Annotated in this window: 25 protein-coding genes, 3 tRNA genes and 1 pseudogene; 18 read left to right on the top strand and 11 right to left on the bottom strand. The window is 72.6% G+C overall.

All coding sequences use genetic code 11. The features are described from left to right. Positions 1 to 76: 76 nt before the first annotated feature. Together M0M48_RS03450 and M0M48_RS03445 are read left to right on the top strand one after the other, a co-directional pair. A complete protein-coding gene (locus tag M0M48_RS03450) occupies positions 77 to 1426 on the top strand; it encodes an NAD-dependent malic enzyme (protein ID WP_257754448.1) in 1350 nt (449 codons plus the stop codon). A 37-nt stretch (positions 1427 to 1463) separates the two neighbouring features. Next, positions 1464 to 1540: transfer RNA gene (locus M0M48_RS03445), tRNA-Arg, on the top strand. Between the two features lie 61 nt (positions 1541 to 1601). Here the strand turns inward: M0M48_RS03445 and M0M48_RS03440 are convergent. The 3 genes from M0M48_RS03440 to M0M48_RS03430 are packed head-to-tail and all read right to left on the bottom strand — an operon-like array spanning position 1602 to position 4360. Further along, positions 1602 to 2366, bottom strand: a complete 765-nt coding sequence (locus M0M48_RS03440) for a hypothetical protein (protein ID WP_257750080.1) — start codon at positions 2364 to 2366, stop codon at positions 1602 to 1604. Then, entirely contained in the window at positions 2363 to 2935 is a 573-nt protein-coding gene (locus M0M48_RS03435) for an RNA polymerase sigma factor (protein ID WP_257750079.1), read from the bottom strand. Before M0M48_RS03435 ends, M0M48_RS03440 begins: the two co-directional genes overlap by 4 nt. A 33-nt stretch (positions 2936 to 2968) precedes the next feature. Continuing rightward, positions 2969 to 4360, bottom strand: coding sequence for a 2-isopropylmalate synthase (locus tag M0M48_RS03430; protein WP_257750078.1), 1392 nt, complete (start codon positions 4358 to 4360; stop codon positions 2969 to 2971). A 164-nt stretch (positions 4361 to 4524) separates the two neighbouring features. Here M0M48_RS03430 and M0M48_RS03425 point away from each other — a divergent pair, with 164 nt between their 5' ends. Together M0M48_RS03425 and M0M48_RS03420 are read left to right on the top strand one after the other, a co-directional pair. Further along, the gene (locus M0M48_RS03425) at positions 4525 to 5196 is read left to right on the top strand and encodes a FadR/GntR family transcriptional regulator (protein ID WP_215816350.1); all 672 of its coding nucleotides are present in this window, start codon (positions 4525 to 4527) and stop codon (positions 5194 to 5196) included. Continuing rightward, the gene (locus M0M48_RS03420; protein ID WP_215816351.1) at positions 5193 to 5999 is read left to right on the top strand and encodes an ABC transporter ATP-binding protein; all 807 of its coding nucleotides are present in this window, start codon (positions 5193 to 5195) and stop codon (positions 5997 to 5999) included. Before M0M48_RS03425 ends, M0M48_RS03420 begins: the two co-directional genes overlap by 4 nt. Positions 6000 to 6114: 115 nt before the next feature. Here the strand turns inward: M0M48_RS03420 and M0M48_RS03415 are convergent. From M0M48_RS03415 to M0M48_RS03400, 4 genes and pseudogenes are all read right to left on the bottom strand, one after another. Further along, positions 6115 to 7290, bottom strand: a pseudogene (locus tag M0M48_RS03415) (acyl-CoA dehydrogenase family protein). 4 nt (positions 7291 to 7294) lie between these two features. Continuing rightward, a complete protein-coding gene (locus M0M48_RS03410; protein WP_257750077.1) occupies positions 7295 to 8323 on the bottom strand; it encodes an adenosine deaminase in 1029 nt (342 codons plus the stop codon). Between the two features lie 32 nt (positions 8324 to 8355). After that, positions 8356 to 9093, bottom strand: a complete 738-nt coding sequence (locus M0M48_RS03405; protein WP_257754403.1) for a DsbA family protein — start codon at positions 9091 to 9093, stop codon at positions 8356 to 8358. Positions 9094 to 9096: 3 nt separating this feature from the next. Continuing rightward, on the bottom strand, positions 9097 to 9588 hold the full coding sequence (locus tag M0M48_RS03400; protein WP_215816355.1) for a DoxX family protein: 492 nt from the start codon (positions 9586 to 9588) through the stop codon (positions 9097 to 9099). A 79-nt stretch (positions 9589 to 9667) separates the two neighbouring features. Between M0M48_RS03400 and orn the strand changes: the two genes are divergently transcribed. After that, positions 9668 to 10303 carry an oligoribonuclease gene (orn, locus tag M0M48_RS03395; protein WP_215816356.1) on the top strand — a complete coding sequence of 212 codons (636 nt, stop codon included), beginning with the start codon at positions 9668 to 9670 and terminating at the stop codon, positions 10301 to 10303. A 58-nt stretch (positions 10304 to 10361) separates the two neighbouring features. Continuing rightward, positions 10362 to 10437 (top strand) — tRNA-His (locus M0M48_RS03390). Between the two features lie 57 nt (positions 10438 to 10494). On the opposite strand, the gene M0M48_RS03385 is transcribed toward M0M48_RS03390, so the two are convergent. After that, on the bottom strand, positions 10495 to 11109 hold the full coding sequence (locus tag M0M48_RS03385; protein ID WP_257754402.1) for a hypothetical protein: 615 nt from the start codon (positions 11107 to 11109) through the stop codon (positions 10495 to 10497). Between the two features lie 81 nt (positions 11110 to 11190). Then, on the bottom strand, positions 11191 to 11394 hold the full coding sequence (locus M0M48_RS03380; RefSeq protein WP_257754401.1) for a hypothetical protein: 204 nt from the start codon (positions 11392 to 11394) through the stop codon (positions 11191 to 11193). Positions 11395 to 11512: 118 nt separating this feature from the next. Here M0M48_RS03380 and M0M48_RS03375 point away from each other — a divergent pair, with 118 nt between their 5' ends. Then, positions 11513 to 12373: a GNAT family N-acetyltransferase gene (locus M0M48_RS03375; protein WP_257754400.1), complete on the top strand. Its 861-nt coding sequence runs from the start codon at positions 11513 to 11515 to the stop codon at positions 12371 to 12373. Positions 12374 to 12375: 2 nt separating this feature from the next. Here the strand turns inward: M0M48_RS03375 and M0M48_RS03370 are convergent, their stop codons facing one another. Continuing rightward, entirely contained in the window at positions 12376 to 13329 is a 954-nt protein-coding gene (locus tag M0M48_RS03370; RefSeq protein ID WP_215816360.1) for a pirin family protein, read from the bottom strand. Positions 13330 to 13591: 262 nt separating this feature from the next. Here M0M48_RS03370 and M0M48_RS03365 point away from each other — a divergent pair, with 262 nt between their 5' ends. Continuing rightward, positions 13592 to 15151: a phytoene desaturase family protein gene (locus tag M0M48_RS03365; RefSeq protein ID WP_257754399.1), complete on the top strand. Its 1560-nt coding sequence runs from the start codon at positions 13592 to 13594 to the stop codon at positions 15149 to 15151. Positions 15152 to 15226: 75 nt separating this feature from the next. Further along, positions 15227 to 15299, top strand: a tRNA-Lys gene (locus M0M48_RS03360). Here the strand turns inward: M0M48_RS03360 and M0M48_RS31045 are convergent. Beyond that, positions 15261 to 15458, bottom strand: coding sequence for a helix-turn-helix domain-containing protein (locus tag M0M48_RS31045; RefSeq protein ID WP_374684434.1), 198 nt, complete (start codon positions 15456 to 15458; stop codon positions 15261 to 15263). The genes M0M48_RS03360 and M0M48_RS31045 overlap by 39 nt on opposite strands. A gap of 171 nt (positions 15459 to 15629) precedes the next feature. Here M0M48_RS31045 and M0M48_RS03355 point away from each other — a divergent pair, with 171 nt between their 5' ends. The 9 genes from M0M48_RS03355 to M0M48_RS03315 all read left to right on the top strand — a co-directional run bounded on the left by M0M48_RS03355 (position 15630) and on the right by M0M48_RS03315 (position 22711). Further along, positions 15630 to 15842 (top strand): helix-turn-helix domain-containing protein, encoded by a 213-nt coding sequence (locus tag M0M48_RS03355; protein WP_257754398.1) that lies wholly within the window; start codon positions 15630 to 15632, stop codon positions 15840 to 15842. 82 nt (positions 15843 to 15924) lie between these two features. After that, on the top strand, positions 15925 to 16143 hold the full coding sequence (locus tag M0M48_RS03350) for a hypothetical protein (RefSeq protein ID WP_257754397.1): 219 nt from the start codon (positions 15925 to 15927) through the stop codon (positions 16141 to 16143). Next, positions 16140 to 16739 carry a helix-turn-helix domain-containing protein gene (locus M0M48_RS03345; RefSeq protein ID WP_257754396.1) on the top strand — a complete coding sequence of 200 codons (600 nt, stop codon included), beginning with the start codon at positions 16140 to 16142 and terminating at the stop codon, positions 16737 to 16739. The genes M0M48_RS03350 and M0M48_RS03345 overlap by 4 nt, the downstream gene beginning before the upstream one ends. Before the next feature lie 262 nt (positions 16740 to 17001). Beyond that, entirely contained in the window at positions 17002 to 17337 is a 336-nt protein-coding gene (locus M0M48_RS03340; RefSeq protein WP_257754395.1) for a hypothetical protein, read from the top strand. Between the two features lie 2 nt (positions 17338 to 17339). Beyond that, a complete protein-coding gene (locus tag M0M48_RS03335; protein ID WP_257754394.1) occupies positions 17340 to 17624 on the top strand; it encodes a hypothetical protein in 285 nt (94 codons plus the stop codon). Then, on the top strand, positions 17621 to 17938 hold the full coding sequence (locus M0M48_RS03330; protein ID WP_257754393.1) for a hypothetical protein: 318 nt from the start codon (positions 17621 to 17623) through the stop codon (positions 17936 to 17938). Before M0M48_RS03335 ends, M0M48_RS03330 begins: the two co-directional genes overlap by 4 nt. Before the next feature lie 3 nt (positions 17939 to 17941). Further along, on the top strand, positions 17942 to 19468 hold the full coding sequence (locus tag M0M48_RS03325; RefSeq protein WP_257754392.1) for a hypothetical protein: 1527 nt from the start codon (positions 17942 to 17944) through the stop codon (positions 19466 to 19468). Between the two features lie 34 nt (positions 19469 to 19502). After that, the gene (locus M0M48_RS03320) at positions 19503 to 20735 is read left to right on the top strand and encodes a phage portal protein (RefSeq protein ID WP_257754391.1); all 1233 of its coding nucleotides are present in this window, start codon (positions 19503 to 19505) and stop codon (positions 20733 to 20735) included. Next, on the top strand, positions 20732 to 22711 hold the full coding sequence (locus M0M48_RS03315) for an HK97 family phage prohead protease (RefSeq protein ID WP_257754390.1): 1980 nt from the start codon (positions 20732 to 20734) through the stop codon (positions 22709 to 22711). The genes M0M48_RS03320 and M0M48_RS03315 overlap by 4 nt, the downstream gene beginning before the upstream one ends. The last annotated feature ends 53 nt before the right edge of the window (positions 22712 to 22764 follow it).

Genomic DNA, 22764 nt, shown 5'->3' with positions numbered 1-22764 from the left:
CCGAGTAACCCCGTCTCGGGACGAGACTTGGATCGTGCCTAAAAGGACTGCCACCGCCTCGTCGTACTCGATCACCATGCGCCTGCACACCACCGTCGACCACGGTGTCGTGGGTGAGGTCGCCACCGCGATCGCGAGCGCGGGTGGCATGGTCACCGCGATCGACGTCGCGGAGTCCAGCGCGCACCGGCTCACCGTCGACGTCACCTGCTCGGCCGCGGACGCCGAGCACGCCCTCGAGCTGCAGACCGCGGTCGCCGCGGTCGAGGGCGTCGAGGTGCACAAGGTCTCCGACCGGACGTTCCTGATCCACCTCGGCGGCAAGATCGAGGTCGCCTCGAAGGTCCCGCTCAAGACCCGCGACGACATGTCGCTGGCCTACACGCCCGGCGTGGGGCGGGTCTCGATGGCGATCGCCGAGAACCCCGAGGACGTGCGCCGGCTCACCATCAAGGGCAACGCGGTCGCGGTCGTCACCGACGGCTCCGCGGTGCTCGGCCTGGGCAACATCGGCCCCGGCGCCGCGCTGCCGGTGATGGAGGGCAAGGCCGCGCTGTTCAAGCGGTTCGGCGAGATCGACGCCTGGCCGATCTGCCTCGACACCCAGGACACCGACGAGATCGTGCGTGCGGTCGAGCTGATCGCTCCCGGCTTCGGCGGCATCAACCTCGAGGACATCGCCGCGCCGCGCTGCTTCGAGATCGAGGCCCGGCTGCGCGAGCGGCTCGACATCCCCGTCTTCCACGACGACCAGCACGGGACGGCGATCGTCGTGCTCGCCGCGCTCACCAACGCGCTGCGCGTGGTCAAGAAGGACGTCGGCGTCGCGCGCGTGGTCGTCTCCGGTGGCGGCGCCGCGGGCACCGCGATCGTCAAGCTGCTCCTGGCCGCCGGTGTCCAGGACGTCGTCGTGGTCGACCGCACCGGTGCGCTGTGCGCCGACGACGCGGGCCTGTCCCCCGCGCACCAGGAGCTCGCCTCGCTGACCAACCGCGAGCGTCGTACCGGTGGGCTGCAGCAGGTGCTCGAGGGTGCCGACGTGTTCATCGGCGTCAGCGCCCCCAACATCCTCAAGCCCGAGTGGATCGCCACGATGGCCGCCGACCCGGTCGTCTTCGCGCTCGCCAACCCCGACCCCGAGGTCGACCCCGCGCAGGCCGCGAAGTACGCCGCCGTCGTCGCCTCGGGCCGCTCGGACTTCCCGAACCAGATCAACAACGTGCTCGCGTTCCCCGGTGTCTTCCGGGGCCTGCTCGACGCGCGGGCCGCCGAGGTGACCGTGGAGATGATGCTCCGCGCGGCCGAGGCGATCGCGCTCGTGGTGCGCGACGACGAGCTCAACGCGAGCTTCATCATGCCGTCGGTGTTCCACCCCGAGGTGCACCACGCGGTCGCCGCGGCGATCGCGGGCTCGTCCGCTCGCTAGCGGATCCGGGCCCGCGGGGCGATACCCTGACGCCCGGGCCTCCGTAGCTCAATTGGATAGAGCCGCCGGTTTCTACCCGGCTGGTTGCGGGTTCGACTCCTGCCGGGGGCGCCATCAGCACGACCGCCGGCCGACGTCCGTGAGGACGCCGGCCGGCGGTCGCTGCGTTGCGGGCTCAGAGCGCGACGTCGACGCGCGCCCGGCTGCCGTCGGCGTAGGTGACCTCCAGGGGCACCACGCCCCCGCCGACCAGCTCGTCGCCGGGGAACCACAGCGCGAACCGGCCCTCGCCGAGACTCGCCTCGACCCGTCCGTGCTCGGCGCTGGCGTAGGCGACCGCGACCACGTCGTCGCCGGCCAGGCCCGCGACGAGCGAGAGGTCGCCGGCGTCCAGGGAGCCGGTGCCGAGGTCGGTCGCGGTGAGCCCGCGCGGCCCGGGCACCGGTACGTCGGCCGTGCCGACCGAGCCGATCATGTCGCCGAACAGCCGGCGGCTGTCGTCGGTGATGCACAGCCCGGAGAACCCGCCGGTCCCGCTGAGGAGCACCAGCGTCCAGGCGCCCCGCTGCTCGGCCACCGCGGGCCGGGCCCGGTCGAGGGCGTCGGTCGCGCCGGTGTCGCCCAGCTCGTCGCGGCACCGGTCGGCGGCCTCGGTCCGGGCGGTGCCGACGACCTTCTGGGGCAGCGGGCGCCAGGTGGCGAAGGCGGCGTCGCCGCCGATCACGGACGGCGTGAGGACGACGCCCGTCGCGACCACGGCGACGGCCGCCGCGGCGGCGACGAGCACCCGGGCCGGACGACGGCGAGGCGCCGGGAGCGGGTCGGTGGCGAGGATCCGGGCGAGGTCGGCCCGGGCGCGCACCCCCTCCCCCGTCGGTACGGCGGCCGCCGGGTCCGCAGGGTCGAGCGAGCGCACGAGGGTCATCAGGTCGTCGGTCATGGCGTGGAGGTCCTTTCGGGTGCCGCGGGCGCGGTCCGCGGGAGGTGGTCGAGGTGGAGGCGCAGCGCCCGGCGGGCCCGGCTGAGCCGCAGCCGGTAGGCCACCGGCGAGATGCCGAGCACCTCCGCGGCCCGCGGCGCGGACAGACCGTCGAGCGCGGTCAGCGTGATGACCTCCTGGTGTCCCGCCGAGAGGCGCTTCCAGGCGCGGGCGAGGTCCACCCGCCGGGCGGCGGCGTCGGCGGTGCGGTCGTCGTCGCCGCTCGCCGGTGGTGCCGGCGCCGCCTCGGCGAGCCGGACCGCGAGCGCCTGCCGGCGCCGGTCGCCGCGGCGGGTGTTGAGCAGGTGACCGCGCGCGACGCCGTACACCCAGGCACGGGCGGCGTCGTCGTCCGCGGGCAGGTCGGCGACGCGGCGCCACACGACCAGGAAGATCTCGGCGACGACATCCTCGGCGGACCCGGGCTCCGCCCCGGTCCGGCGCTGCACGAACCGGACCAGGTCGCCGTAGAGCGCCCGATAGAGCTCGGCGAACCGGTGGCGTGGATCAGGGGCGCGGGGTGGACTCATGCCCCGTACCTGTCCGCCACCGGCCCGAGTGTGTCACCCCTCGCCGGACTCCCCCTGCGCGAAGCGCTCCCACAGCGTGCCGAGCTCGGCGGCGCTGACCTCCGTGCCGGTCGCGTCGGCGTGGCGCTGGACCGTCCGGCCGAACGCGATCTCGCGCTCCCGCGAGAGCACGACGCCGTGCTCGCGCTCCAGCACGTAGCCGATGCCGCCCTTGCCCGACTGGGAGTTGACCCGGATCACCTCGTCGTAGGTGCGGCCGAGGTCGGCCGGGTCCACCGGCAGGTACGGCACCCGCCAGTCGATCTCGGACGCGGCCCGGCCCTGCGCGGCGGCACGGGCGCGGTGCTCGGCGAAGCCCTTGCGGATGGCGTCCTGGTGGGTGCCGCTGAAGGCGGTGTGGACCAGCGTGCCGACGTAGGGGTGCCGCGGGTGCACCTCGATCCGCGTGCAGTGCTCGACCGTGCGGCGTACCTCGTCGATGTCGGAGAAGTCGATCATCGGGTCGACGCCCTGGGCGTGCAGGTTGAGCGCGAGGGTGGCGATGTCGACGTTGCCGGTCCGCTCGCCGTTGCCGAACACACATCCCTCGACCCGCTGCGCCCCGGCCAGGACGGCGAGCTCGGCGCAGGCCACGCCGGTGCCGCGGTCGTTGTGCGGGTGCACCGAGAGGATCACGCTGTCGCGGCGCGCGAGGTTCTTGTGCATGTGCTCGATCTGGTCGGCGTACACGTTGGGGGTCGCGATCTCCACCGTGGCGGGCAGGTTGAGGATCACCGGGCGCTCCGGGGTCGCCTCCCACAGCGCGGTGACCGCGTCGCACACGTCGAGGACGTAGTCGGGCTCGGTCAGGTTGAAGACCTCGGGCGAGAACTCGAAGCGGACGTCGGGCAGTCCCTCGCTCAGCTCGAGGACGTCGCGCGCCCCGGCCAGGACCAGGTCCTTGAGCGCCTCGCGCGAGTGCCCCAGGACGACATCGCGCCAGGTCGGCGCGGTCGCGGTGTACAGATGGATGACGACGGGGTTGCGCAGCCCCCGCACGGACTCCACGGTCCGCTCGACCAGGTCGCGGCGGGCCGCGGTGAACACCACGATCGTCACGTCCGGCGGCGCCAGGTCGGAGGCCGCGAGCAGCCGGACGAAGTCGAAGTCGGTCTGCGAGGCCGACGGGTAGCCGACCTCGATCTCCTTGTAGCCCATCGCGACGAGCAGCGCGAAGAAGCGGCGCTTGCGCTCGGGATCCATCGGCTCGGCCAGGGCCTGGTTGCCGTCGCGCAGGTCGACCGGCACCCACAGGGGCGCCTCGGTCAGCCGGCGCGTGGGCCAGTCCCGCTCGGTCAGGGGTACGTCGACGCGGTCGTGGACGTCGCGGTAGCGGTGGGACGGCATCCCCGAGGGACGCTGGCGGTTCCAGTCGTAGGTGGTCATGCGGAGGCTCCTTGCCGGTCGTGGTGGGGCCGGCGCACGTCTCACTCCGCGACGAGGAGCCGACCGCACCAGGCCCCGCCGCGGCGGGCAAGGAGGAGCGCGGTCGTCTGCATGTCCTAGACTCTAGCCCAACTCCTCAGACAAGTAGACAAGGCCCTGCCTCCATGCCCAGCCCCCAGGTACGCCGCGAGCCGCTCGCCGACCAGGCCGCGGACCTGCTGCTCACCCGGATCCGGGCCGGCGAGTGGACCCTCGGCGCCAAGCTGCCGGGCGAGACCACGCTCGCCCCCCAGCTGGGCGTGGGCCGCTCGACGCTGCGCGAGGCGATCCGGCAGCTCGCCGGGCGCGGCGTGCTGGCCTCGCGCCAGGGTGCGGGCGTGTTCGTCACCGCGCTCGACGTCCCCGAGGACTGGGACCTCGTGCTGCGCCGGGCCGACATCGTCTCGGTGATCGAGGCGCGCACGGCGATCGAGGCCGAGGCCGCGGCGCTCGCGGCGCAGCGGCGGACGCCGACCGAGCTGCGCGCGATCGGGCGGGCGCTGGCCGAGCGCGCGCGTCGTACCGATGTCGAGGAGCGGGTGGACGCCGACATGGCGTTCCACCGGGCCGTCGTGGTGGCGGCCCACAACCCGGTCCTGGTGGACCTGTTCGACAGCTTCGTGCCGCGCAGCCGGGTGGCGATGGTGGAGATGCTCCGCCTCGGCACCGCCGCCGACCACGCCAGCGACCACGAGGCCCACGACCTGCTGCACCGCGCGATCGCCGATCGCGACGCCGACCTGGCCGCCCGGCTCAGCCGGACCCACCTGACGTCCCTGAAGGAGACCCTGACGTGAACCCGACCGTCCTCGACCTGCGCGAGGTGACCTTCCGCCGCAACGGCAACCAGATCCTGCACGGCGTCGACCTCACCGTCCGGGCCGGCGAGCACTGGGCGCTGCTCGGGCCCAACGGCGCCGGCAAGAGCACCGTGCTGAGCTTCTGCGGCGCCCAGGTGCACCCGACGTCGGGCACCGTCGACGTGCTCGGCCGCCGGCTCGGCCGGGTCGACCTCCAGGAGCTGCGCCGCGACATCGGCCACGTCAACCCGCGCCACCCGCTGGAGTCCCGGCTGAGCGTGCACCAGGTCGTGCTCACCGGGATCACCGGCACGATCGAGCTGCCGATGCGCTGGACGCCCACCCCCGAGGACGTCGTCCGCGCGGACGAGCTGATCGCCGAGGTCGGCCTCAGCGCCCGCCGCGACGCGCACTGGCCCACCCTCTCCCAGGGCGAGCGCGGCCGCGCCCTCATCGCCCGCGCGCTGGCCGCCCAGCCGCGCCTGCTGCTGCTCGACGAGCCGACGACCGGCCTCGACGTGGCCGCCCGCGAGCAGCTGCTCAGCGTGCTCGACCGGCTCGCGCACAGCGCGCCCGAGGTGGCCTCGGTGCTCGTCACCCACCACCTCGAGGAGCTGCCGACCACCACGACGCACGCGCTGCTCATCTCGCACGGCGACGTCGTCGTCGCCGGCCCGGTCGCCGAGGCGGTCACCACCGACACGATCAGCCGGACCTTCGAGCACCCCATCGAGGTCGACCGGGACGGCGGCCGCTGGCGCGCGCGGGCGCTGCCGCCGACCCGGCTGCACAGCGCCTAGGCACCCCACCCGAGCCCGGCGCGCCTCCCCCGGCGCGTGGCCCGGATGTCGTACAAAAGTGACAGCCCCGCGGGAGGTATGAGCCCCGTGGGGCTGATGCTTTTTCCGCCGCGGCTCAGCGGAAGGCGGCCTCGCCGGTGAGGGCGCGGCCGATGACGAGCTGGTGGACCTCGCTGGTGCCCTCGTAGGTGAGGACCGACTCGAGGTTGTTGGCGTGGCGCAGGACCGGGTACTCCAGGGTGATGCCCGCGGCGCCGAGGATGGTGCGGCACTCGCGGGCGATGGCGATGGCCTCGCGGACGTTGTTGAGCTTGCCGAGGCTGACCTGCTCGGTGGCGAGGTGCCCGGCGTCCTTGAGCCGGCCGAGGTGGAGGGCCAGGAGCATGCCCTAGCCGAGCTCGAGGCTCATGTCGGCGAGCTTGGCCTGGGTGAGCTGGTAGGCGGCGAGGGGCTTGTCGAAGATCTCGCGCTGCTGGGCGTAGGCGATGGTGGTCTCGAGGCAGTCGCGGGCGGCGCCGAGCGAGCCGAAGACGATGCCGAAGCGGGCCTCGTCCAGGCACGAGAGCGGGCCGCGCAGGCCGCGGACCTCGGGGAAGACCGCGTCGGCGGGCAGGCGGACGCCGTCGAGGACGAGCTCGCTGGTCACCGAGGCGCGCAGGGAGAGCTTGCGCTTGATCTCGGGGGCGGTGAAGCCGGGGGCGTCGGTGGGCACGACGAATCCGCGGATGCCCTCGTCGGTCTGGGCCCAGACGACGGCGACGTCGGCGATGGAGCCGTTGGTGATCCACATCTTGGTGCCGGTCAGGACCCAGGCGTCGCCGTCGCGGACCGCGCGGGTGCGCAGGCCGGCGGGGTTGGAGCCGAAGTCGGGCTCGGTCAGGCCGAAGCAGCCGATGGCCTCGCCGGTGGCCATGCGGGGCAGCCAGGCCTGCTTGTGCTCCTCGGTGCCCCATTTCCAGATCGCGAACATCGCCAGGGAGCCCTGGACCGAGACCAGGGAGCGCAGGCCGGAGTCGGCGGCCTCGAGCTCGAGGCAGGCCAGTCCGTAGGCGGTGGCGCTGGTCCCGGCGCAGCCGTAGCCCTCCAGGTGCATGCCGAGCACGCCCAGTCCGCCGAGCTCGCGGGCCAGGTCGCGGGCGGGGAGCGTGCCCGCGTCGTACCAGTCGGCGAGGTGGGGGCGGACCCGCGCGTCGACGAAGGCGCGCACGGTGTCGCGCATCGCCCGCTCCTCGTCCGACAGCAGGCCGTCGATGGCGAACAGGCCGAGCGGGCCGGGCTGGGTGGTGGCCACGGGCTCAGGCTCCCCGGGCGGCGTAGGCGTCGATCTCGGCGCTGAGCCGGGCCCGGACGTCGTCCGGCGCGAAGGAGGCCGCGACGCCGGCCCGGGCCAGGTCGGCCACCCCGGCGGCGTCGAGGTCGAGGAGGTCGGCCGCGATCTCGTACTCGCGGTTGAGCGTGGTCCCGAACATCGGCGGGTCGTCGGAGTTGATCGTCACCAGGACGCCGGCCTCGACGAAGCGCGGCAGCGGGTGCTCGTCGAGCGAGGCGACCGCGCGCGTGGCGACGTTGGACGACGGGCACACCTCGAGCGGGATCCGGTGCTCGGCGAGGTAGGCCAGCAGCGCGGGGTCGGCCGCCGCGGACGTGCCGTGCCCGATCCGCTCGGCACCGAGGTCGCGCAGCGACGTCCAGATCGTCTCCGGACCGGTGGTCTCGCCCGCGTGGGGTACCGAGCGCAGGCCGGCGGCCCGCGCGGCCGAGAAGTGCGGCGCGAACTGCGCGCGCGGCACACCGATCTCGGGACCGCCCAGACCGAAGCCGAGCAGACCCTCGGGCGCGTGGTCGAGCGCGAACCGCAGCGTCGCGTCGGCGGCCGGGATGCCCGACTCCCCCGGGATGTCGTAGATCCAGCGCAGCACCAGCCCGAAGTCGCGCTCGGCCGCGACCCGCGCGTCCTCGATCGCCTCGGTGTAGGCCTCGATCGCCATGCCCCGCTCGGGGTCGTCGGGAAGCACCGAGGTGTACGGCGTGCAGGTCAGCTCGGCGTACCGCACGGCCTGACCGGTGGCGAGCTCACGGCCGATCTCGTAGGTGAGGTAGCGGACGTCCTCGGGCGTGCGGACCAGGTCGACGACCGCGAGGTAGACCTCGATGAAGTGCGCGAAGTCGCGGAACGCGAAGAACTCGCGCAACCGCTCCGGGTCCGCCGGGACCGTGCCCGGATGGCGCGCGGCCAGCTCGGAGACGATCCGCGGCGAGGCGGACCCGACGTGGTGGACGTGGAGCTCGGCCTTGGGCAGGCCCGCGATGAAGTCGTTCAGCACGAGACGATCCTGCCAGCCGGCCCCCGCCGCGGTCAGTCGACCGCGGCGACCAGGTTCTTCGCGATGTCGTCGATGGTCCGGCCGTCCTGGAAGACCTGGCCGTCCAGGAGCACCGTCGGCGTGCTGCTGACGCCGCTGTCCTGGGCCTCCTTGGTCGCCTTGGTCACCCAGTCAGCACCCTCGCCGGCCTCGATGGCGGCCTTGACGTCGGCCTCGTTCGCGCCGGCCTCGACGGCGTACTTCACGAGGTCGGAGTCGGGGCCCTCGGCGTCGGCGTTCTGCTCGGAGGGCTGGTGCTCGAAAAGGAGGTCGTGGAACTTCTTGGCGACCTCGGGCCCGGACTTCTCCAGCACGATGGAGAAGGCACCGGCCGCGCGGATCGGGTAGGTCCGGCCCTCACCGCCGAGGAGGTTGAACGGGCGGTACTCGACGAAGACCTTGCCGTCGGCCGCGAGGCCCTCGAGCTTGCTGCGCGTGGCCGACTCGAGCTGGCGGCAGAACGGGCAGAGGAAGTCCTCGTAGATGACGATCGAGTGGGGGGCGTCCTTCTTGCCGATGGTCACGCCGTACGCGCTGGAGCCGGCGGCGGCGGCCTTGACCTCCTTCTTGTTCAGGACGCTGACCAGGATCGATCCGCCGATGATCAGCGCCATCACCGCGACCACACCGGTGATGGTGAGGATGCGGCGGCGCGCCTCCCGCTTCTTCTGGGCGGCACGCATCTCGGCGGCCTTCTGCGAGCGGGCAGTGGCCTTCGAGTTGGAGGACATCGGCTAAACAGCTCCTTCAGGGGCGCTCTCCGAGCGCCGGTCGAACAACAGGGAATCCAGGGAAAGTCGCGTACGGCCGAGCCACGCGACGAAGAGGGAGGCGGCGAGCAGCGCCGCGTCCCGCGCGATCTCCCACGGGTACGCCGACGCGGCACCGGCCTTCGACCCGCCACCGCCGAAGCAGCCGCAGTCGATCTCGATGCCGCGGGCCCACACGGAGGCGATCCCGACGATGAACGCGACGAACAGCAGCGCCGAGAGCAGCGCCGCACCCCGGGTGAGCACCCCGAGCACCAGCGCCAGCCCGATCACCAGCTCGATCGCCGGCAGCGCGATCCCCACCGTCTCGGCCACCGACGACGGCAGCAGCTGGTAGGCGCGCACCGCGGCGATGCTGGCGTCCGGCTCGGTGATCTTGAGCGCGCCGGCAACGATCCAGACGCCACCGGTCACCAACCGGGCGACCAGACCTGCCCAGGCCAGTGCTCCGTTCACGCCGACGAGGCTAACGGGCCCCGCTGAGCGGCTGCTGAGAACCGATGCCCCGCCCGGATACGGCGTAGGGTGCACCTTCGTGAATGAACGACTCGTCTGGATCGACTGCGAGATGACCGGGCTCGACCTGGTGAACGACGCCCTGATCGAGGTCGCCGCCCTGGTGACCGACTTCGACCTCAACGTCCTCGGCGACGGCGTCGACGTCATCATCAAGCCCCCGGCCGAGGCGCTGGACCAGATGATCGACTTCGTCCGGAACATGCACGAGTCCTCCGGCCTCCTCGCCGAGCTCGAGAACGGCGTGACCCTCCAGGAGGCCGAGGACCAGGTCATGGCCTACCTCCGCGAGCACTGCGGCCCCGACAGCCGGCCCCCGCTCGCCGGCAACTCCGTGGCCACCGACCGCGGCTTCGTCGCCCGCGACATGTCCGAGCTCGACGCCTTCCTGCACTACCGGATCGTCGACGTCTCCTCCATCAAGGAGCTCTCGAAGCGCTGGTTCCCCCGCGCGTACTTCAACGCCCCGACCAAGCGGGGCAACCACCGCGCGCTCGCCGACATCCAGGAGAGCATCGAGGAGCTGCGCTACTACCGCGACACCGTCTTCGTGCCCCTCCCGGGCCCCGACGGCGACACCGCCAAGGCCGCCGCCGCCCGCCACGGCGGCTCGATCACCGGGCTCGGCACGCCTGGAACCGGTATCGATTCCTAGTTCCGGGCCGGTTACCTCTACACTCGTTCCCGGCTCTTCGCTCGTCGGAGAGTCGATGGTGGGTATAGCTCAGCTGGTAGAGCGCCGCCTTGTGGTGGCGGATGTCGCGGGTTCGAGTCCCGTTACTCACCCCAGGAAATAGTGATCGGCCTCCGACCTGGACCCAGGTCGGAGGCCGATTCGCTTCTCGCTCAGACCCGCCACTCCGCGACGGTGCTGCCGTCGCTGTCCGAGAGCTCGATGGCGGTGATCCGGGTCCCGTTGGGCGCCGAGAGCAGGATCCAGCCCTGCAGGCACTGCCCGGCGCGGACCTCACGCTCGAACGGGTACTGCGGCCGCGGCGGCCACTCGTCCCACGACGAGCCGGACGACTCGTAGACGCCCCCGGACTTGTCGCGTGCCGTGAAGTCCGAGGTGGCCACCCACGTCGCCTCCTCGCCCTTGCGCACGCACGACCTGACGAGAACCGCGGCGCCGGACGCATCGGGCAGGTCGCGCAGGTAGTCGGGCAGCCCCGCGGCGGTCGGCTGGCGCACCTCGATCACGCGCGTGCGCAGCCCGAGTCCCTCGCGCCACTGACCGACGCGGAGGGCCAGGTCGCCGACGTTCGGCTCGCGCCCGGCGGTCGGGTCCGCGGAATCGGTCGGATCGGTCGGCGCCGTCGGGTCGGAAGCGCCGGCGGTCGCGGTCTCGGTCATCGTGACCGTCGCCGTCGGCGCCGCCTCCGGCCCGTCGTCGCCGTCACCGCAGCCCGTGAGCGCGGCTCCGCCGAGGAGCGCGAGGGCCGCGAGGGTCGTTCGAGTCATCACGGGGCGAGACTAGGGGTGGCCTCGTCCGTCCGCGCTAGATTTACGGACCCTTCTCAACAACCGGGTCCGGCAGCCGGCCTAGCGCCGGTTGAACGGATCGCCGGCGCCGTTGAAGCCGCCGACACCGGGGGTGCCACCGCGGTAGAAGTCCTCGCCCTGGTACTTCTCGCGCAGTCTCGCGGTCTCGTCGACCTTCGATCGGCGCGGACGGACCAGCAGGAAGAGGGTGTAGGCGACGGACCCGCCGCCCAGGACGATCACGAGCCAGGTGAACCAGTTCATCAGGGGCCTCACTCTCTCCGGGCGGGACCCGGAGCAACAGCGTACGCCGTCCGCGAGGCAGGCCCGGGCAGCCGGCCACAGATCGACATCGGCGACTTTCTCTGACTAAAGTCAGAGAATGCTCACGGACGTCCTGCGCCGCTTCAACCGCACCTACACCCAGCGCATCGGCGTGCTCGACGAGTCGTTCCTCGGGACCGGGCGGCCGTTGGCGGCGTCGCGGCTGCTGTTCGAGGTGGGCAACGACGAGGGGGTGAGCGTGCGGGCGCTGCGGGACCGGCTCGAGCTCGACTCGGGGCACCTGTCGCGGTTGCTGCGCCTGCTCGAGGGCGAGGGGCTCGTGGCGACGGCGGCGGACGAGGGCGACCGGAGGCGGCGGGTGGTGCGGCTGACGACCGCCGGCCGCCACGCGTACGACGACCTGGAGCGCCGCTCCGAGGAGCGGGCCGTGACGCTGGTCGCTCCCCTCACCGCGCGCCAGCAGGAGCGGCTCGCGGAGGCGCTGGCCACCGCCGACCTGCTGGTGCGGGCGGCGACGGTGCGGCTGCGCGAGGTCACCTCGGACGACCCGGTGGCGCGGGTCGCGACGCAGCGCTACTTCGACGAGCTCGACGCGCGCTTTCCCGACGGGTTCGACCCGGGTGGGCCGGATGCACCCGAGCCCGGAGCGACGTATGTCGTCGCGACCTCCGACGGTGAGCCCGTGGCGTACGGCGGGGTGCGGCCGGTGATCGACGACGAGACCGCCGAGATCAAGCGGATGTGGGTGCACGGCGACTGGCGCGGAGCCGGACTCGGGTCGCGGATGCTGCGGCACCTGGAGGCGCTCGCCGCCGACCAGGGGTACCGCCGGGTCGTGCTCGACACCAACGGCACCCTGGTCGAGGCGATCGCGATGTACGAGCGCTCCGGGTACACCCGGATCGAGCGCTACAACGACAACCCCTACGCCGAGGCGTTCTTCGAGAAGAGCCTCTGAGGTCAGCCGCCGATCGGCAGCCCGAACCGGCCCTTCTGGAAGTCCTCGTAGGCCGCCATCACCTCGGCCTTGGTGTTCATCACGAACGGCCCGGCCCAGGCGATGGGCTCCTTGATCGGGCGGCCGCCGACGACGATGACGTCGAGCTGGGGCGAGCGGCTCTCCTGCTTCTCGTCCGCGCTGATCGTGAGGAAGTCGCCGGCGCCGAGGACCGCGGACTGGCCCGTGTGGATCGGCTGGGCGTCCGTCGTACCGACGGTGCCGGAGCCGTTGAGGACGTAGACCAGCGCGTTGTAGTCGACCTGCCACGGCAGGTCGAGCCGGGCGCCGGGCTCGAGGGTGGCGTGCACCAGCGACATCGGCGTGTACGTCGACCCGGGACCCTCGTGCCCGTCGACGCTGCCCGCGATGACCCGGACGAGCGCGCCCGCGTCGTCCGAGGTGAGCAGCGCGACCTGGCCCGAGCGGATGTCCTGGTAGCGCGGGTCGTTCATCTTGGAGTCGCGCGGCAGGTTCACCCAGAGCTGGATGCCGTGGAACAGACCGCCCTGCTGGACGAGCCACTCCGGCGGCGCCTCGATGTGGAGCAGGCCGCTGCCGGCCGTCATCCACTGGGTGTCGCCGTTGGTGATGGTGCCGCCGCCCCCGTGGCTGTCCTGGTGGTCGAAGGTGCCGTCGATGATGTAGGTGACGGTCTCGAAGCCGCGGTGCGGGTGCCAGGGCGTGCCCTTGGGCTCACCGGGCGCGTACTCCACCTCGCCCATCTGGTCCATCATGATGAACGGGTCGAGGTGGCGCATGTCGATGCCGGCGAACGCCCGGCGGACCGGGAAGCCCTCCCCCTCGTAGCCCTGGGGCGCGGTGCTCACCTGCCAGACGGGGCGGGGCTGGTCGCCCAGGCCCGGCGTCTTGACGCGGGGCAGGACGGTGAGGTCGTCAACGGTGATCGCGGGCATGACATCCACCTCCGTGGCGGTCGATCGGATTGGTTGCCGTGTCAACCATAACACCGCGTGGCGCATTCCCGCAGGAGTGCGGCACGCCTAGGGCGGGTCTCTCGAGTCCGCGCCGTAGCGAGCGGTGTTTGCGGCCGATCTGGCAAGGCGGAGGGCCGAGGGCGGGCCGGAGGCCCGTCGAGTGCCCGACAACGCCGCCAGATCGAGTCGCAAACGCCGCGCAGCAGGCGGGGACTCGGGAGAGACGCCCTAGGGTCGGGCCATGAACCGCTACGACGTCGTGGTCGTCGGCGCCGGCCACAACGGCCTGACCGCCGCCGCCTACCTGGCCCGGGCCGGGCTGTCGGTCCTGGTCCTCGAACGGCTCGGCCACGTCGGCGGCGCCGCCGTCTCGGCGCAGGCGTTCCCGGGCTTCCCGACCCGGCTCTCGCGCTACTCCTACCTGGTCTCGCTGCTCCCCCAGCAGGTCCAGGACGACCTCGGGCTCGACCTCGCGCTCGTCAGCCGCACCACCGCGTCGTACTCGCCGACGATGCGGGGCGGGCACCCCGGCGGGCTCCTGGTCGAGCGGGACGAGGGCGCGGCCACCCGGGCGTCGTTCCGGGCGCTGACCGGCTCCGACGACGAGTACGACGCGTGGCGGGCCTTCTACGCCGGCGTCTCCGGTCTGGCCCACGCGGTCGCGCCGACCCTGACCCGTCCGCTGGCCACCGACGCCGACCTGCGCGCCCAGGTCGCCCCGGAGATCTGGCGCGATGTCGTCGAGCAGCCGATCGGCACCGCGATCGTGCGGCGCTTCCGCGACGACCTGGTCCGCGGCGTGGTCGCGACCGACGCGCTGATCGGCACGTTCGCGTCGATCCACGACCCGAGCCTGGTCCAGAACCGGTGCTTCCTCTACCACCTCATCGGCAACGGGACCGGTGAGTGGCGGGTGCCGGTGGGCGGGATGGGCGCGGTCACCGACGCGCTCGCCCGGGCCGCGGTCGAGGCCGGCGCGACCATCGTGACCGGCGCGGGCGTCAGCGCCGTCCGGCCCGGCGCCGACGGCGCCGAGGTCACCTGGCACGACGGCAGCACCGAGCACACCGTCGCGACGTCGACCGTGCTGGCCAATGTCGCGCCGTGGGTGCTCCGCATCCTCCTCGGCGAGGACGAGGACCCCACCACCAAGCCGCAGGGCGCGCAGCTGAAGATCAACCTGCTGCTCTCCCGGCTGCCGCGGCTGCGCTCGGGCGTCGACCCCGAGGTCGCCTTCGCGGGCACGCTGCACCTGGCCGAGGCCGCCTCCGACCTCGAGGTCGCCTGGGCAGCGGCGCGCCGCGGCGAGCTGCCGAACCCGCTGCCCGGCGAGGTCTACTGCCACTCCCTGACCGACCCGTCGATCCTCGGCGACGTGGCGCCGGGGACCCACACGCTCACCTACTTCGGGCTGCACACCCCGGCGCACCTCTTCGAGAAGGACCCCGAGGCGACCAAGGCCGAGGCCGTACGCCGCGCGCTGGCCGCGCTCGACGCCGTCCTGGAGGAGCCGATCGAGTCCGTCCTCCTGCGCGACGCCGACGGCACCCCGTGCATCGAGGCCAAGATCCCCCAGGAGCTCGAGGCGGACCTCGCGATGCCCGGCGGCCACATCTTCCACGGCGACCTGGATTGGCCCTGGGCCCCGCACCGCGCCCGGCTCGCGACCCCCGCCGAGCGGTGGGGAGTGCAGACCGACCACCCCGCCGTCCTGCTCTGCGGGTCCGGCGCCCGCCGCGGCGGCGCGGTGTCCGGTCTGGGCGGTCACAACGCGGCCCAGGCGGTCCTCGAATCGCGCTGACGTGGGTCCCGATTTCGTCGCTGCCGACGTACGCTGGTAATGTTTCTTCTCGCGTTCAACGGACGCGGAACACAAGCGCCATTAGCTCAATTGGCAGAGCAGCTGACTCTTAATCAGCGGGTTCGGGGTTCGAGTCCCTGATGGCGTACCGCAACAGATCGGCCGGGTCCTCACCGAGGACCCGGCCGATTGCGTATAGCTCGTCAAGCCGGAGTCCCACGCGACCGCGCAACTTCTTGGACAGCGTCGACTGGTCGACACCCACCGCCTGCGCCATGACGGCCTGACTGATGCCCTTCCGCCACATGAGCGTGTGGATGTATTCGCGCACGGCGCGCAGCTCGTCCTCGATCGGCTCCAACGGCTGTTCTGTCATGTCGCGAACTGTAGTCGAAAGTGGGATGACCTAGGCAATGAATCCCTAGACCTCCGGCGTGTCGCCACAACGCTTAGGCATTGAGCGCCTAAAACGTGCGTCATGACCAACACCCAGGAACGCTTCTTGACCACAGCCGAGGTCGCGGCCGAGCTGCGGGTCAACCCCGAGACCGTCCGGCGCTGGATCAACGCCGGCAAGCTGCCGGCCGTCCGCCTCGGCCCGACCAACTACCGCGTCGAGCGCAAGGACTTCGACGCCCTCGTCGCCCAGCTCCGCACCACCACGCCGCTCGTCGTCCCGGTGCCGCGATGAGCGCCAACGCCGAGCTGTTCCTCGCCGCCGTGGTCCTCGCGGTGATCGCGTACGGTCTCGGCTTCGCGTGGGGGGTCCTGCCGTGACCGTTGAAGAGCTGCGCACGCTGCTGGCGGACCTGCCCGGCTACTACGGCGTGGTGGTCGAGGACGCCGACGACTCCGACGCCGTCCACCCGGTGATCGTCGGCGTCGAGCTGCGCTACGACGACGCCGCTATCCGCGTGGTGCTGCCCTACACCGACCCCGAGGTGTTCGCCCCGGTCGCCCTGCCTCCCGTCGTCGAGAGCAGCGGGCGTTGAGCGTCGAGACCATGGCCGTGGTGCTACACCACAGCAAGGCCAAGGGCACCGCCAAGCTCGTGCTGCTCGGCATCGCCAACCACGCCGGCGACGGCGGCGCATGGCCGTCGATCGAGACCCTGGCTCGCTACGCCAACGTGACCGAGCGCAACGCGCAGAAGGCCATCGGTCAGCTCGTCGCGCTCGGTGAGGTCGCCGTGCATGTCCAGGCCGGCGGCACCCACCGGACCAAGGACCACGAGCGGCCGAATCGGTACGACGTCCTGCTCGCGTGTCCGGCGACCTGCGATCGCACCGCGTCGCACCGTCTCCGCGAGCTGCCCAAGGCTCAGGCCGAGCTGTGGATAAAGGGGGTGTCGGATTCGACACCCGGTGTCGGTAGCGACACCCGGGGGGTGTCGGATTCGACACCCCGGGGGGTGTCGGTAGCGACACCCGAACCGTCCTTAGAACCACCCGCTAACTCAGGGGTTGGTGTTCTGCCTTATCCACAGGACGCGCGCGAGCGCTGCTCGGTCTGCTCGCTCGATCGCTTCGACTGCGAGCAGCGCACCGCGACGAACGGCCACGCGTTCACGCCGGCGGTGGCGTCATGATCGCCAGCGTCTGCCCGGGCTGCGCCGTCGACGTCTCGGCGATCCGCCCGTGCGCCGTCTGCGCTGACGGCTGGTCGTGCTGCCCGTGCATCGATCACGCCGACGACGTCGTCGACGCCGCTCCGGCTTTTGGATCGAGCCACGTCGACCGCCGCCAGCAATCTGGCGTCTCCCTCCCTCGGGAGGGGGGTGGGGGTCGAGCCGAGCCGAGCCCTGCCGATGACCGCCGAGCAGCGCCGAGCCGTTCCAAGCGAGCCCGATCGTGACCCGCCTGTGCGGTGCTCACGCGACCGCGGTCGACCACATCGTGCCGCTGGCGCGTTGGGGCGGATGGGCCAACGGCTCGACCTGGCGTTGGCGCCGCGTCCGCGCGTTCGTGCTGACCCGCGACGGCCACGTGTGTCAGCTGCCCGTCGACGCCGCCGGCGACTACGACCTCGACGCCGACACCGTCGCAGCGCTCGCGCCGGTCCCGGCTGACCCGAACGATCCGACCAACCTGCGCGCGGCCTGCGCGCGGCACAACTCGCAGCGTGGCGACGGCTCCGGCACCCGGCCGGCCTGGATCGCCCGCCGCACAACCCGATGGGAGTGGTGACCATGCAGAACCCCGAGTGCCGAGAGGCACGCCTTGCCTCGCACGACGCCCCGAACTGCCCGACCTGCGCCGCCGACACGCGCGGCGTGCAGACCGTCCTCGACTCGCTGGCGCGCGAGGTCGACGCGGCCCGCACACTCGTTGCGATCGCGCCGGCCGTCGACTGGTCGACCCGGCGCGACGTCGCCGAGTCGCTGACCCTGATCCGATCGCTGCTCGCCGACGCGACCTCCGCGGTCATCTCCGCGCAGGTCGCGGTCGAGGTCGCTCGGGTGGCGGCGCAGTGAGCGCCGGCGAGGACGCCCTGTTCGGCGCCGACGAGGTAGCCGATGCGATCATCGGCCCGACCGAGAAGGCAGTCCGCAAGGCACTGACGGCCGCGGCGCTCGACGACCGCGACCACGGCACCGCCGAGCTGGCCGCGCAGATGGCGCGCGCCGTCGACGTCGCGAGCCGCGTCCGGCGCGACCCGTACGCCGTCGCCGCGGCCGGGCGCGAGCTGGCGCAGGTGCTGACCCGCCTTCGCCTCGACCCCGCGAGCCGGCTCGGCGGCGACGCCGGCGAGGTCGCCGAGTTCCTGGCCGGCCTGGGCGCGACCTGACCCATGACCCGCACCGCCGTCGCACCGCGCTACGCGACCGCCCGGACCCCGTCCCGGCGGTCGTTTGGCGCTGCGATCGGCAAGGTCGCCGCGGCGATGGGCAAGCCGCTACAGGCGTGGCAGCAGCAGGTCGTCGACGTCGCAACCGAGGTTCTCGACGACGGCTCGTGGGCCTATCGCACGGTGGTAATCCACGTGCAGCGACAGGCCGGAAAGACGACGCTGGTCGGGCCGGTCAACCTGCACCGCACCCTGACCCGGCGGTGCAAGTGCTGGCTCACCGCGCAGTCGCGCCAGGACGCCCGCGACACCTGGCTCGACGTCGCCGAACTGGTCAGCCGATCCCCGCTCGGACAGATCATCGAAGACCGCAAGAGCAACGGCAGCGAGGCACTCACATCGCCGCTCGGGTCGACGTTCCGCGTGTTCGCGCCCACCGAGGACGGCCTGCACGGTAAGGCCAACGAGCTGGTCACGGTTGACGAGGTGTGGGCATTCGACGGCCTCGCGGGCGTCTCGTTGGAGCAGGCCATCCTCCCGACGTTCACCACCACCGGCGGACAGATGTGGCTCACCTCGACGGCCGGCACCGCCAAGTCGACGTGGTTCCGCGGGTACGTCGACATGGGCCGCAAGGCCGTCGAGGCCGGCGTGACCGAGCGCATCGCCTATTTCGAGTGGTCGGTCGACGAGGTCGCCGCGGCCGAGATCGAGCTGTTGCTGACCGAGGTCCGCAAGGCCGGCGGCATGGCCGCGATCGAGCAGCCCGAGGTCCGCGCCCAGCTCGACCGCGCGCTCGACCTCACGCTCGCCGCGCACCCCGGCGAGTACGCGCAGCGCGACGCGGTCGCCGACTCCGCGCTCAAGATGCCGCCGCTGGAGTTCCTCCGGGCGTACGGCAACCACTGGACCGCCACCAGCGACGGCGCGATCCCCGGCCACGCCTGGCGCGCGTGCCGCGACCGCGACCAGCTCGACGACGCTGAGCTGCCCAAGCCCGACAAGCTCGACGGCCTCGCGTTCGACGTCGACGCCGAGGACCGCGTCGCCATCGCCGGCGCGTGGCGTTACGGCCCGCTCGACGCCGTCGACGTCCTCGACGTCGTACCGCGCGCCGAGGCAGTGGCCCGGATCGAGCAGCTCGCGCAGACCTACGGCGTCAAGCAGGTCGGGTACGACAAGCAGGGACCGGGCCTCGACCTGGCCGACGAGCTGGCGCGCCGCGGGAAGGTCATCCCGGTCGGCGTCGCCGGCACCGACATGCGCGCCGCGTGCGCCGGCATCCTCGCCACGATCAACGCCGGCGCCCTGATCCACCGCGGTACGACCGCCCTCGACGAGGCCGTCGCGAACGCCGCGACCCGCGACGTCGGCGACGGCGGATTCCTGTGGTCCCGCCGCAACAGCGCCGGCCCGATCGCCGCCGTCAACGGCGCCACGATCGCCCGCTGGCAGCTACACCACAAGCCGGCGCCCGCGGTCGCGCCGGTGATCGTCGCGCGCCGGCGCGGCGGCACCATGACCCGCTGACGACGCGTTGCGACTTCGCACGACGCTGGACCATTTGCCACGCCGCCGCCGCGCCGCGTCCGAGGTTCTTGACTTTCCCAGCACCACAGTTTCGCCCGTGTTCGGGATCAGGAAAGCGCACCAGCTGGTGACCGCCGAGGCTGTCGTCGACGTCCCGGTCGGAACCGCGGCCACGTCCGAGGGCGCCGCCGGGATTGACGACCTCGACGAGGTGGCCCGCGCCGCGTTCGGCATCGGCGCCGCCGGCGGCCGCGTCACCCGCAAACAGGCCATGAAGGTGCCCAGCATCCGGCGCGGCCGCAACCTCATCTGTGGCACCGCGTCGGGCCTGCCGCTGGTCGGCGTCAAGAGCGACGGTGCCGGCGTCGACGCCAACAGCTCGACCGCGCGGCTGCTGCGCACACTCGACCCGCGCACCACGGTCGCCTACACGCTGGCCATGACGTTTGATGACCTGCTGTTCTCACAGGTCAGCTGGTGGCGGAAGACCGCTCGCGACTCGACCCGTTACCCGGTCACCGTCGAGCGGCTCGCCCCCGGGCGCGTGCAGATCGTCGGCGACGCGGTCCTCGTCGACGGGCAGAAGGCCGAGGACGCCGACCTCATCCGCTTCGACTCGCCCCTCGACGGCCTGCTGGTCGACGACGGAGCCGGCGACGTGGTGCGGCTCGCGATCGCGCTGCTGCACGCCGCGAAGCGACAGGCGGATGACGATTGGTCTGGCCTCATCTTGCGGCTCGCCGAGGGCGCCAACGAGCTGGACCCCGAGCAGATCACCGCGCTGCTCGACGAGTGGGACCGCGCCCGCGCCGAGCGCTCGACGGCCTACCTGAACCGCGCGATCAACCCCGAGAAGATCAGCGTTGGCGCCGCTGAGCGCCAGCTCAACGAGCTGAGCCAGCTCGTCGCGTCCGAGATCGCCCGGCTGCTGAACCTGCCGGCCTCGCGCATCGGCGCCCCGCAGGGCAGCGGCATGACCTACACCAACACCGAGAGCGACCGCCGCGACCTCGTCGACACCACGCTGTCGCCGTTCCTGACGGCCGTGGCCCAGCGTCTCTCGATGCCGGACGTCACCCCAGCCGGCACCGCTGTCGCATTCGACCTGACTGCCTACCTGCGCGGCACCACCACCGAGCTGGTCAACGCCGGTAACGCCGCCGTGGCCGGGCGCCTGGTCAGTCGCGCCGAGGTCCGCACCCGCTGGCTCGGCCTGCCGCCCGCCCCCCAGATCACCGACACCACCACCCCGAGTGAGGACGCATGAGCAACCGTCGCCGCCGCCGCGGCATCAACTTCCCGGCCGTCACGGCGAACGCCGGCAGCTCGCTGGTGCTCGCCGCGCCCGGCCAGCAGGCCGTCGACACCAACAAGCGCACGATCAGCGGGCTGGTCGTGCCGTTCGGCCCGGCCGGCGAGACGTCCGGCGGCCGGCTCCGGTTCAAGGCCGGCAGCCTCACGTTCAGCGACCCGCGCCGCGTCAAGCTGCTGCGCGAGCACGACCAACGCGACGTGCTCGGCTACGCCACCGAGCTGGTCGAGCGCGAGGACGGCTCGCAGGGTCCCGGCCTGTACGCCACGTTCCACGTGCCCGAGGGCGACGACGGCGACCGCGCGCTCGCCGAGGCCGCCAACGGTCTGCGCGACGCGTTCAGCGTCGGCGTGCAGCTCAACGACGCCACGCTGCAGCGCCTTCGCCGTACGCAGCCCGGCGGCACCGTCGACGCCGCCGGCGCACTGCGCGAGGTCTCGCAGGTCTCCGTCCCCGCGTTCGACGACGCCCGCGTCGCGGCCGCCGCCGGCGCCGACCTCGTCGTGTCCAGCTGGTCCCCCAGCACCCCCACCGACCCCAGCGCCGCCGGCGCTGGCACCACCACCGCATCCGCAGGAGGAAGCATGAAGTTCACCGAGGCCAAGCGCCGGCGCATGTCGCAGCTGCTCGCCAAGGGCAGCGCCCTGGCCAACGCCGAGCAGACCGAGCTTGGCCAGCTGACCCAGCTGGCCACCGCGGCCGGCATCACGATCACCGGCGCCACCATCACCGGCGACGTCGAGGTCGACGACGCCGGCGACGGCGAGAGCGGCGACGGCGACGCCGGCGCGTCCGCCAGCGGCTCCGCGCAGGCCGGCGCCCAGCTCGGCGGCCCCGCCGTGGTCCCGGCCGTGGCCGGCGCTGCTGTCGTCGTCGCCGAGCCCAGCACCTACACCTTCAGCGGCGACGGCCCGAGCCTGATCCGTGACCTGTACGCCGGCAGCATGCAGCGCGACGCCGACGCCGCCCAGCGCGTCGAGCAGTTCAACGCGCAGCTGGCCGACGAGAACCCCGCCACCGTCGCGGCGCTCATGACTGCCGCCTCGACCCGCGGCGACGTCGACGGCGTCGGCGGTGACCTGCCGCCGTCGTGGGGCGCGCAGCCCACCAACCGGCCCGACCTCATGAAGGCGATGGTGGACGTCCGCCGCCCGTTCGCCAGCCGGCTGAACCGCATCCCGATCACCAACGCCCAGCCGTTCGCCATCCCCAAGGTGGGCGAGTTCGACGGCGTCGGCGACCACACCGAGGGCACCCCGCACCGCCCGGCCGGCACGTTCTCGCTCTCCGGCGACGTCGTGCAGCCGGTCGCGGTGTCCGGTGCGTGGGAGGCGTCGCGCGAGCTGCTCGACGCCGGCAACCCCGCGCTGGACCGCGTCGCCATCCGCGCGATGGCCCGTGACTACGCCCGCAAGAGCGAGGGCAAGCTGATCACCCTGTTCAACGCGTTCGCGGCCACCGAGGCCAACAACGTCTACGACGTCGCCACGACGCTCAAGGTCCGCGCCGCGCTGCTCAACTTCGTCAACGACGACGAGGAGCCCGCCGACCTGCTCGCCGTGTCCAAGGGTCTGCTGGTCACGCTCGGCCTCGACGTCGACGACGTCAACCGGCCCCAGCTGCCGTTCGTCGCGCCGAGCAACACCACCGGCACCCTCAAGCCCGGCGGCACCGGGTTCAGCATCGACGGCGTCGAGGCGTTCCGGTCCGCCCGCCTCGACACCGGCGGCGCCAACCTCGGCGCCGGCTCCGGCGTCATGGCTCGCTCCGAGTCGATCCTGTTCTGCGAGTCCAGCGTCGCGCAGTTCCGCTTCGACGAGGTGCTCGGTCCCGGCGTCATCAAGTTCGCCCTGTGGGCCTACAACGGCACCGCGCTGCTCGACACCGCGGACGTCCGCATCCTCAAGGCCGGCGCCGACCCGACGCCGTGACCCGACTCCGCTGACGGGTCGGCCACTCTCCCGGCCGGCCCGTCAGCGGCCCC

Origin of the sequence: Pimelobacter simplex (genome assembly GCF_024662235.1) — a bacterium.
Classification (GTDB): Bacteria; Actinomycetota; Actinomycetes; order Propionibacteriales; family Nocardioidaceae; genus Nocardioides.
The sequence above is the reverse complement of the archived record's forward strand: the minus strand, read 5'-3'. Positions and strand labels throughout refer to the sequence as shown.

What these genes read in the sequence shown, in the direction of transcription:
- M0M48_RS03380 (WP_257754401.1), bottom strand. Translation starts at nt 11,394, where the DNA reads ATGAACTGGTTCACCTGGCTCGTGATCGTCCTGGGCGGCGGGTCCGTC.
- M0M48_RS03315 (WP_257754390.1), top strand. Translation starts at nt 20,732, where the DNA reads ATGAGCAACCGTCGCCGCCGCCGCGGCATCAACTTCCCGGCCGTCACG.
- M0M48_RS03370 (WP_215816360.1), bottom strand. Translation starts at nt 13,329, where the DNA reads ATGCCCGCGATCACCGTTGACGACCTCACCGTCCTGCCCCGCGTCAAG.
- M0M48_RS03425 (WP_215816350.1), top strand. Translation starts at nt 4,525, where the DNA reads ATGCCCAGCCCCCAGGTACGCCGCGAGCCGCTCGCCGACCAGGCCGCG.
- M0M48_RS03440 (WP_257750080.1), bottom strand. Translation starts at nt 2,366, where the DNA reads ATGACCGACGACCTGATGACCCTCGTGCGCTCGCTCGACCCTGCGGAC.
- M0M48_RS03405 (WP_257754403.1), bottom strand. Translation starts at nt 9,093, where the DNA reads ATGTCCTCCAACTCGAAGGCCACTGCCCGCTCGCAGAAGGCCGCCGAG.
- M0M48_RS03435 (WP_257750079.1), bottom strand. Translation starts at nt 2,935, where the DNA reads ATGAGTCCACCCCGCGCCCCTGATCCACGCCACCGGTTCGCCGAGCTC.
- M0M48_RS03430 (WP_257750078.1), bottom strand. Translation starts at nt 4,360, where the DNA reads ATGACCACCTACGACTGGAACCGCCAGCGTCCCTCGGGGATGCCGTCC.
- M0M48_RS03375 (WP_257754400.1), top strand. Translation starts at nt 11,513, where the DNA reads ATGCTCACGGACGTCCTGCGCCGCTTCAACCGCACCTACACCCAGCGC.
- M0M48_RS03335 (WP_257754394.1), top strand. Translation starts at nt 17,340, where the DNA reads ATGCAGAACCCCGAGTGCCGAGAGGCACGCCTTGCCTCGCACGACGCC.
- M0M48_RS03385 (WP_257754402.1), bottom strand. Translation starts at nt 11,109, where the DNA reads ATGACTCGAACGACCCTCGCGGCCCTCGCGCTCCTCGGCGGAGCCGCG.
- M0M48_RS31045 (WP_374684434.1), bottom strand. Translation starts at nt 15,458, where the DNA reads ATGTGGCGGAAGGGCATCAGTCAGGCCGTCATGGCGCAGGCGGTGGGT.
- M0M48_RS03355 (WP_257754398.1), top strand. Translation starts at nt 15,630, where the DNA reads ATGACCAACACCCAGGAACGCTTCTTGACCACAGCCGAGGTCGCGGCC.
- M0M48_RS03365 (WP_257754399.1), top strand. Translation starts at nt 13,592, where the DNA reads ATGAACCGCTACGACGTCGTGGTCGTCGGCGCCGGCCACAACGGCCTG.
- M0M48_RS03325 (WP_257754392.1), top strand. Translation starts at nt 17,942, where the DNA reads ATGACCCGCACCGCCGTCGCACCGCGCTACGCGACCGCCCGGACCCCG.
- M0M48_RS03450 (WP_257754448.1), top strand. Translation starts at nt 77, where the DNA reads ATGCGCCTGCACACCACCGTCGACCACGGTGTCGTGGGTGAGGTCGCC.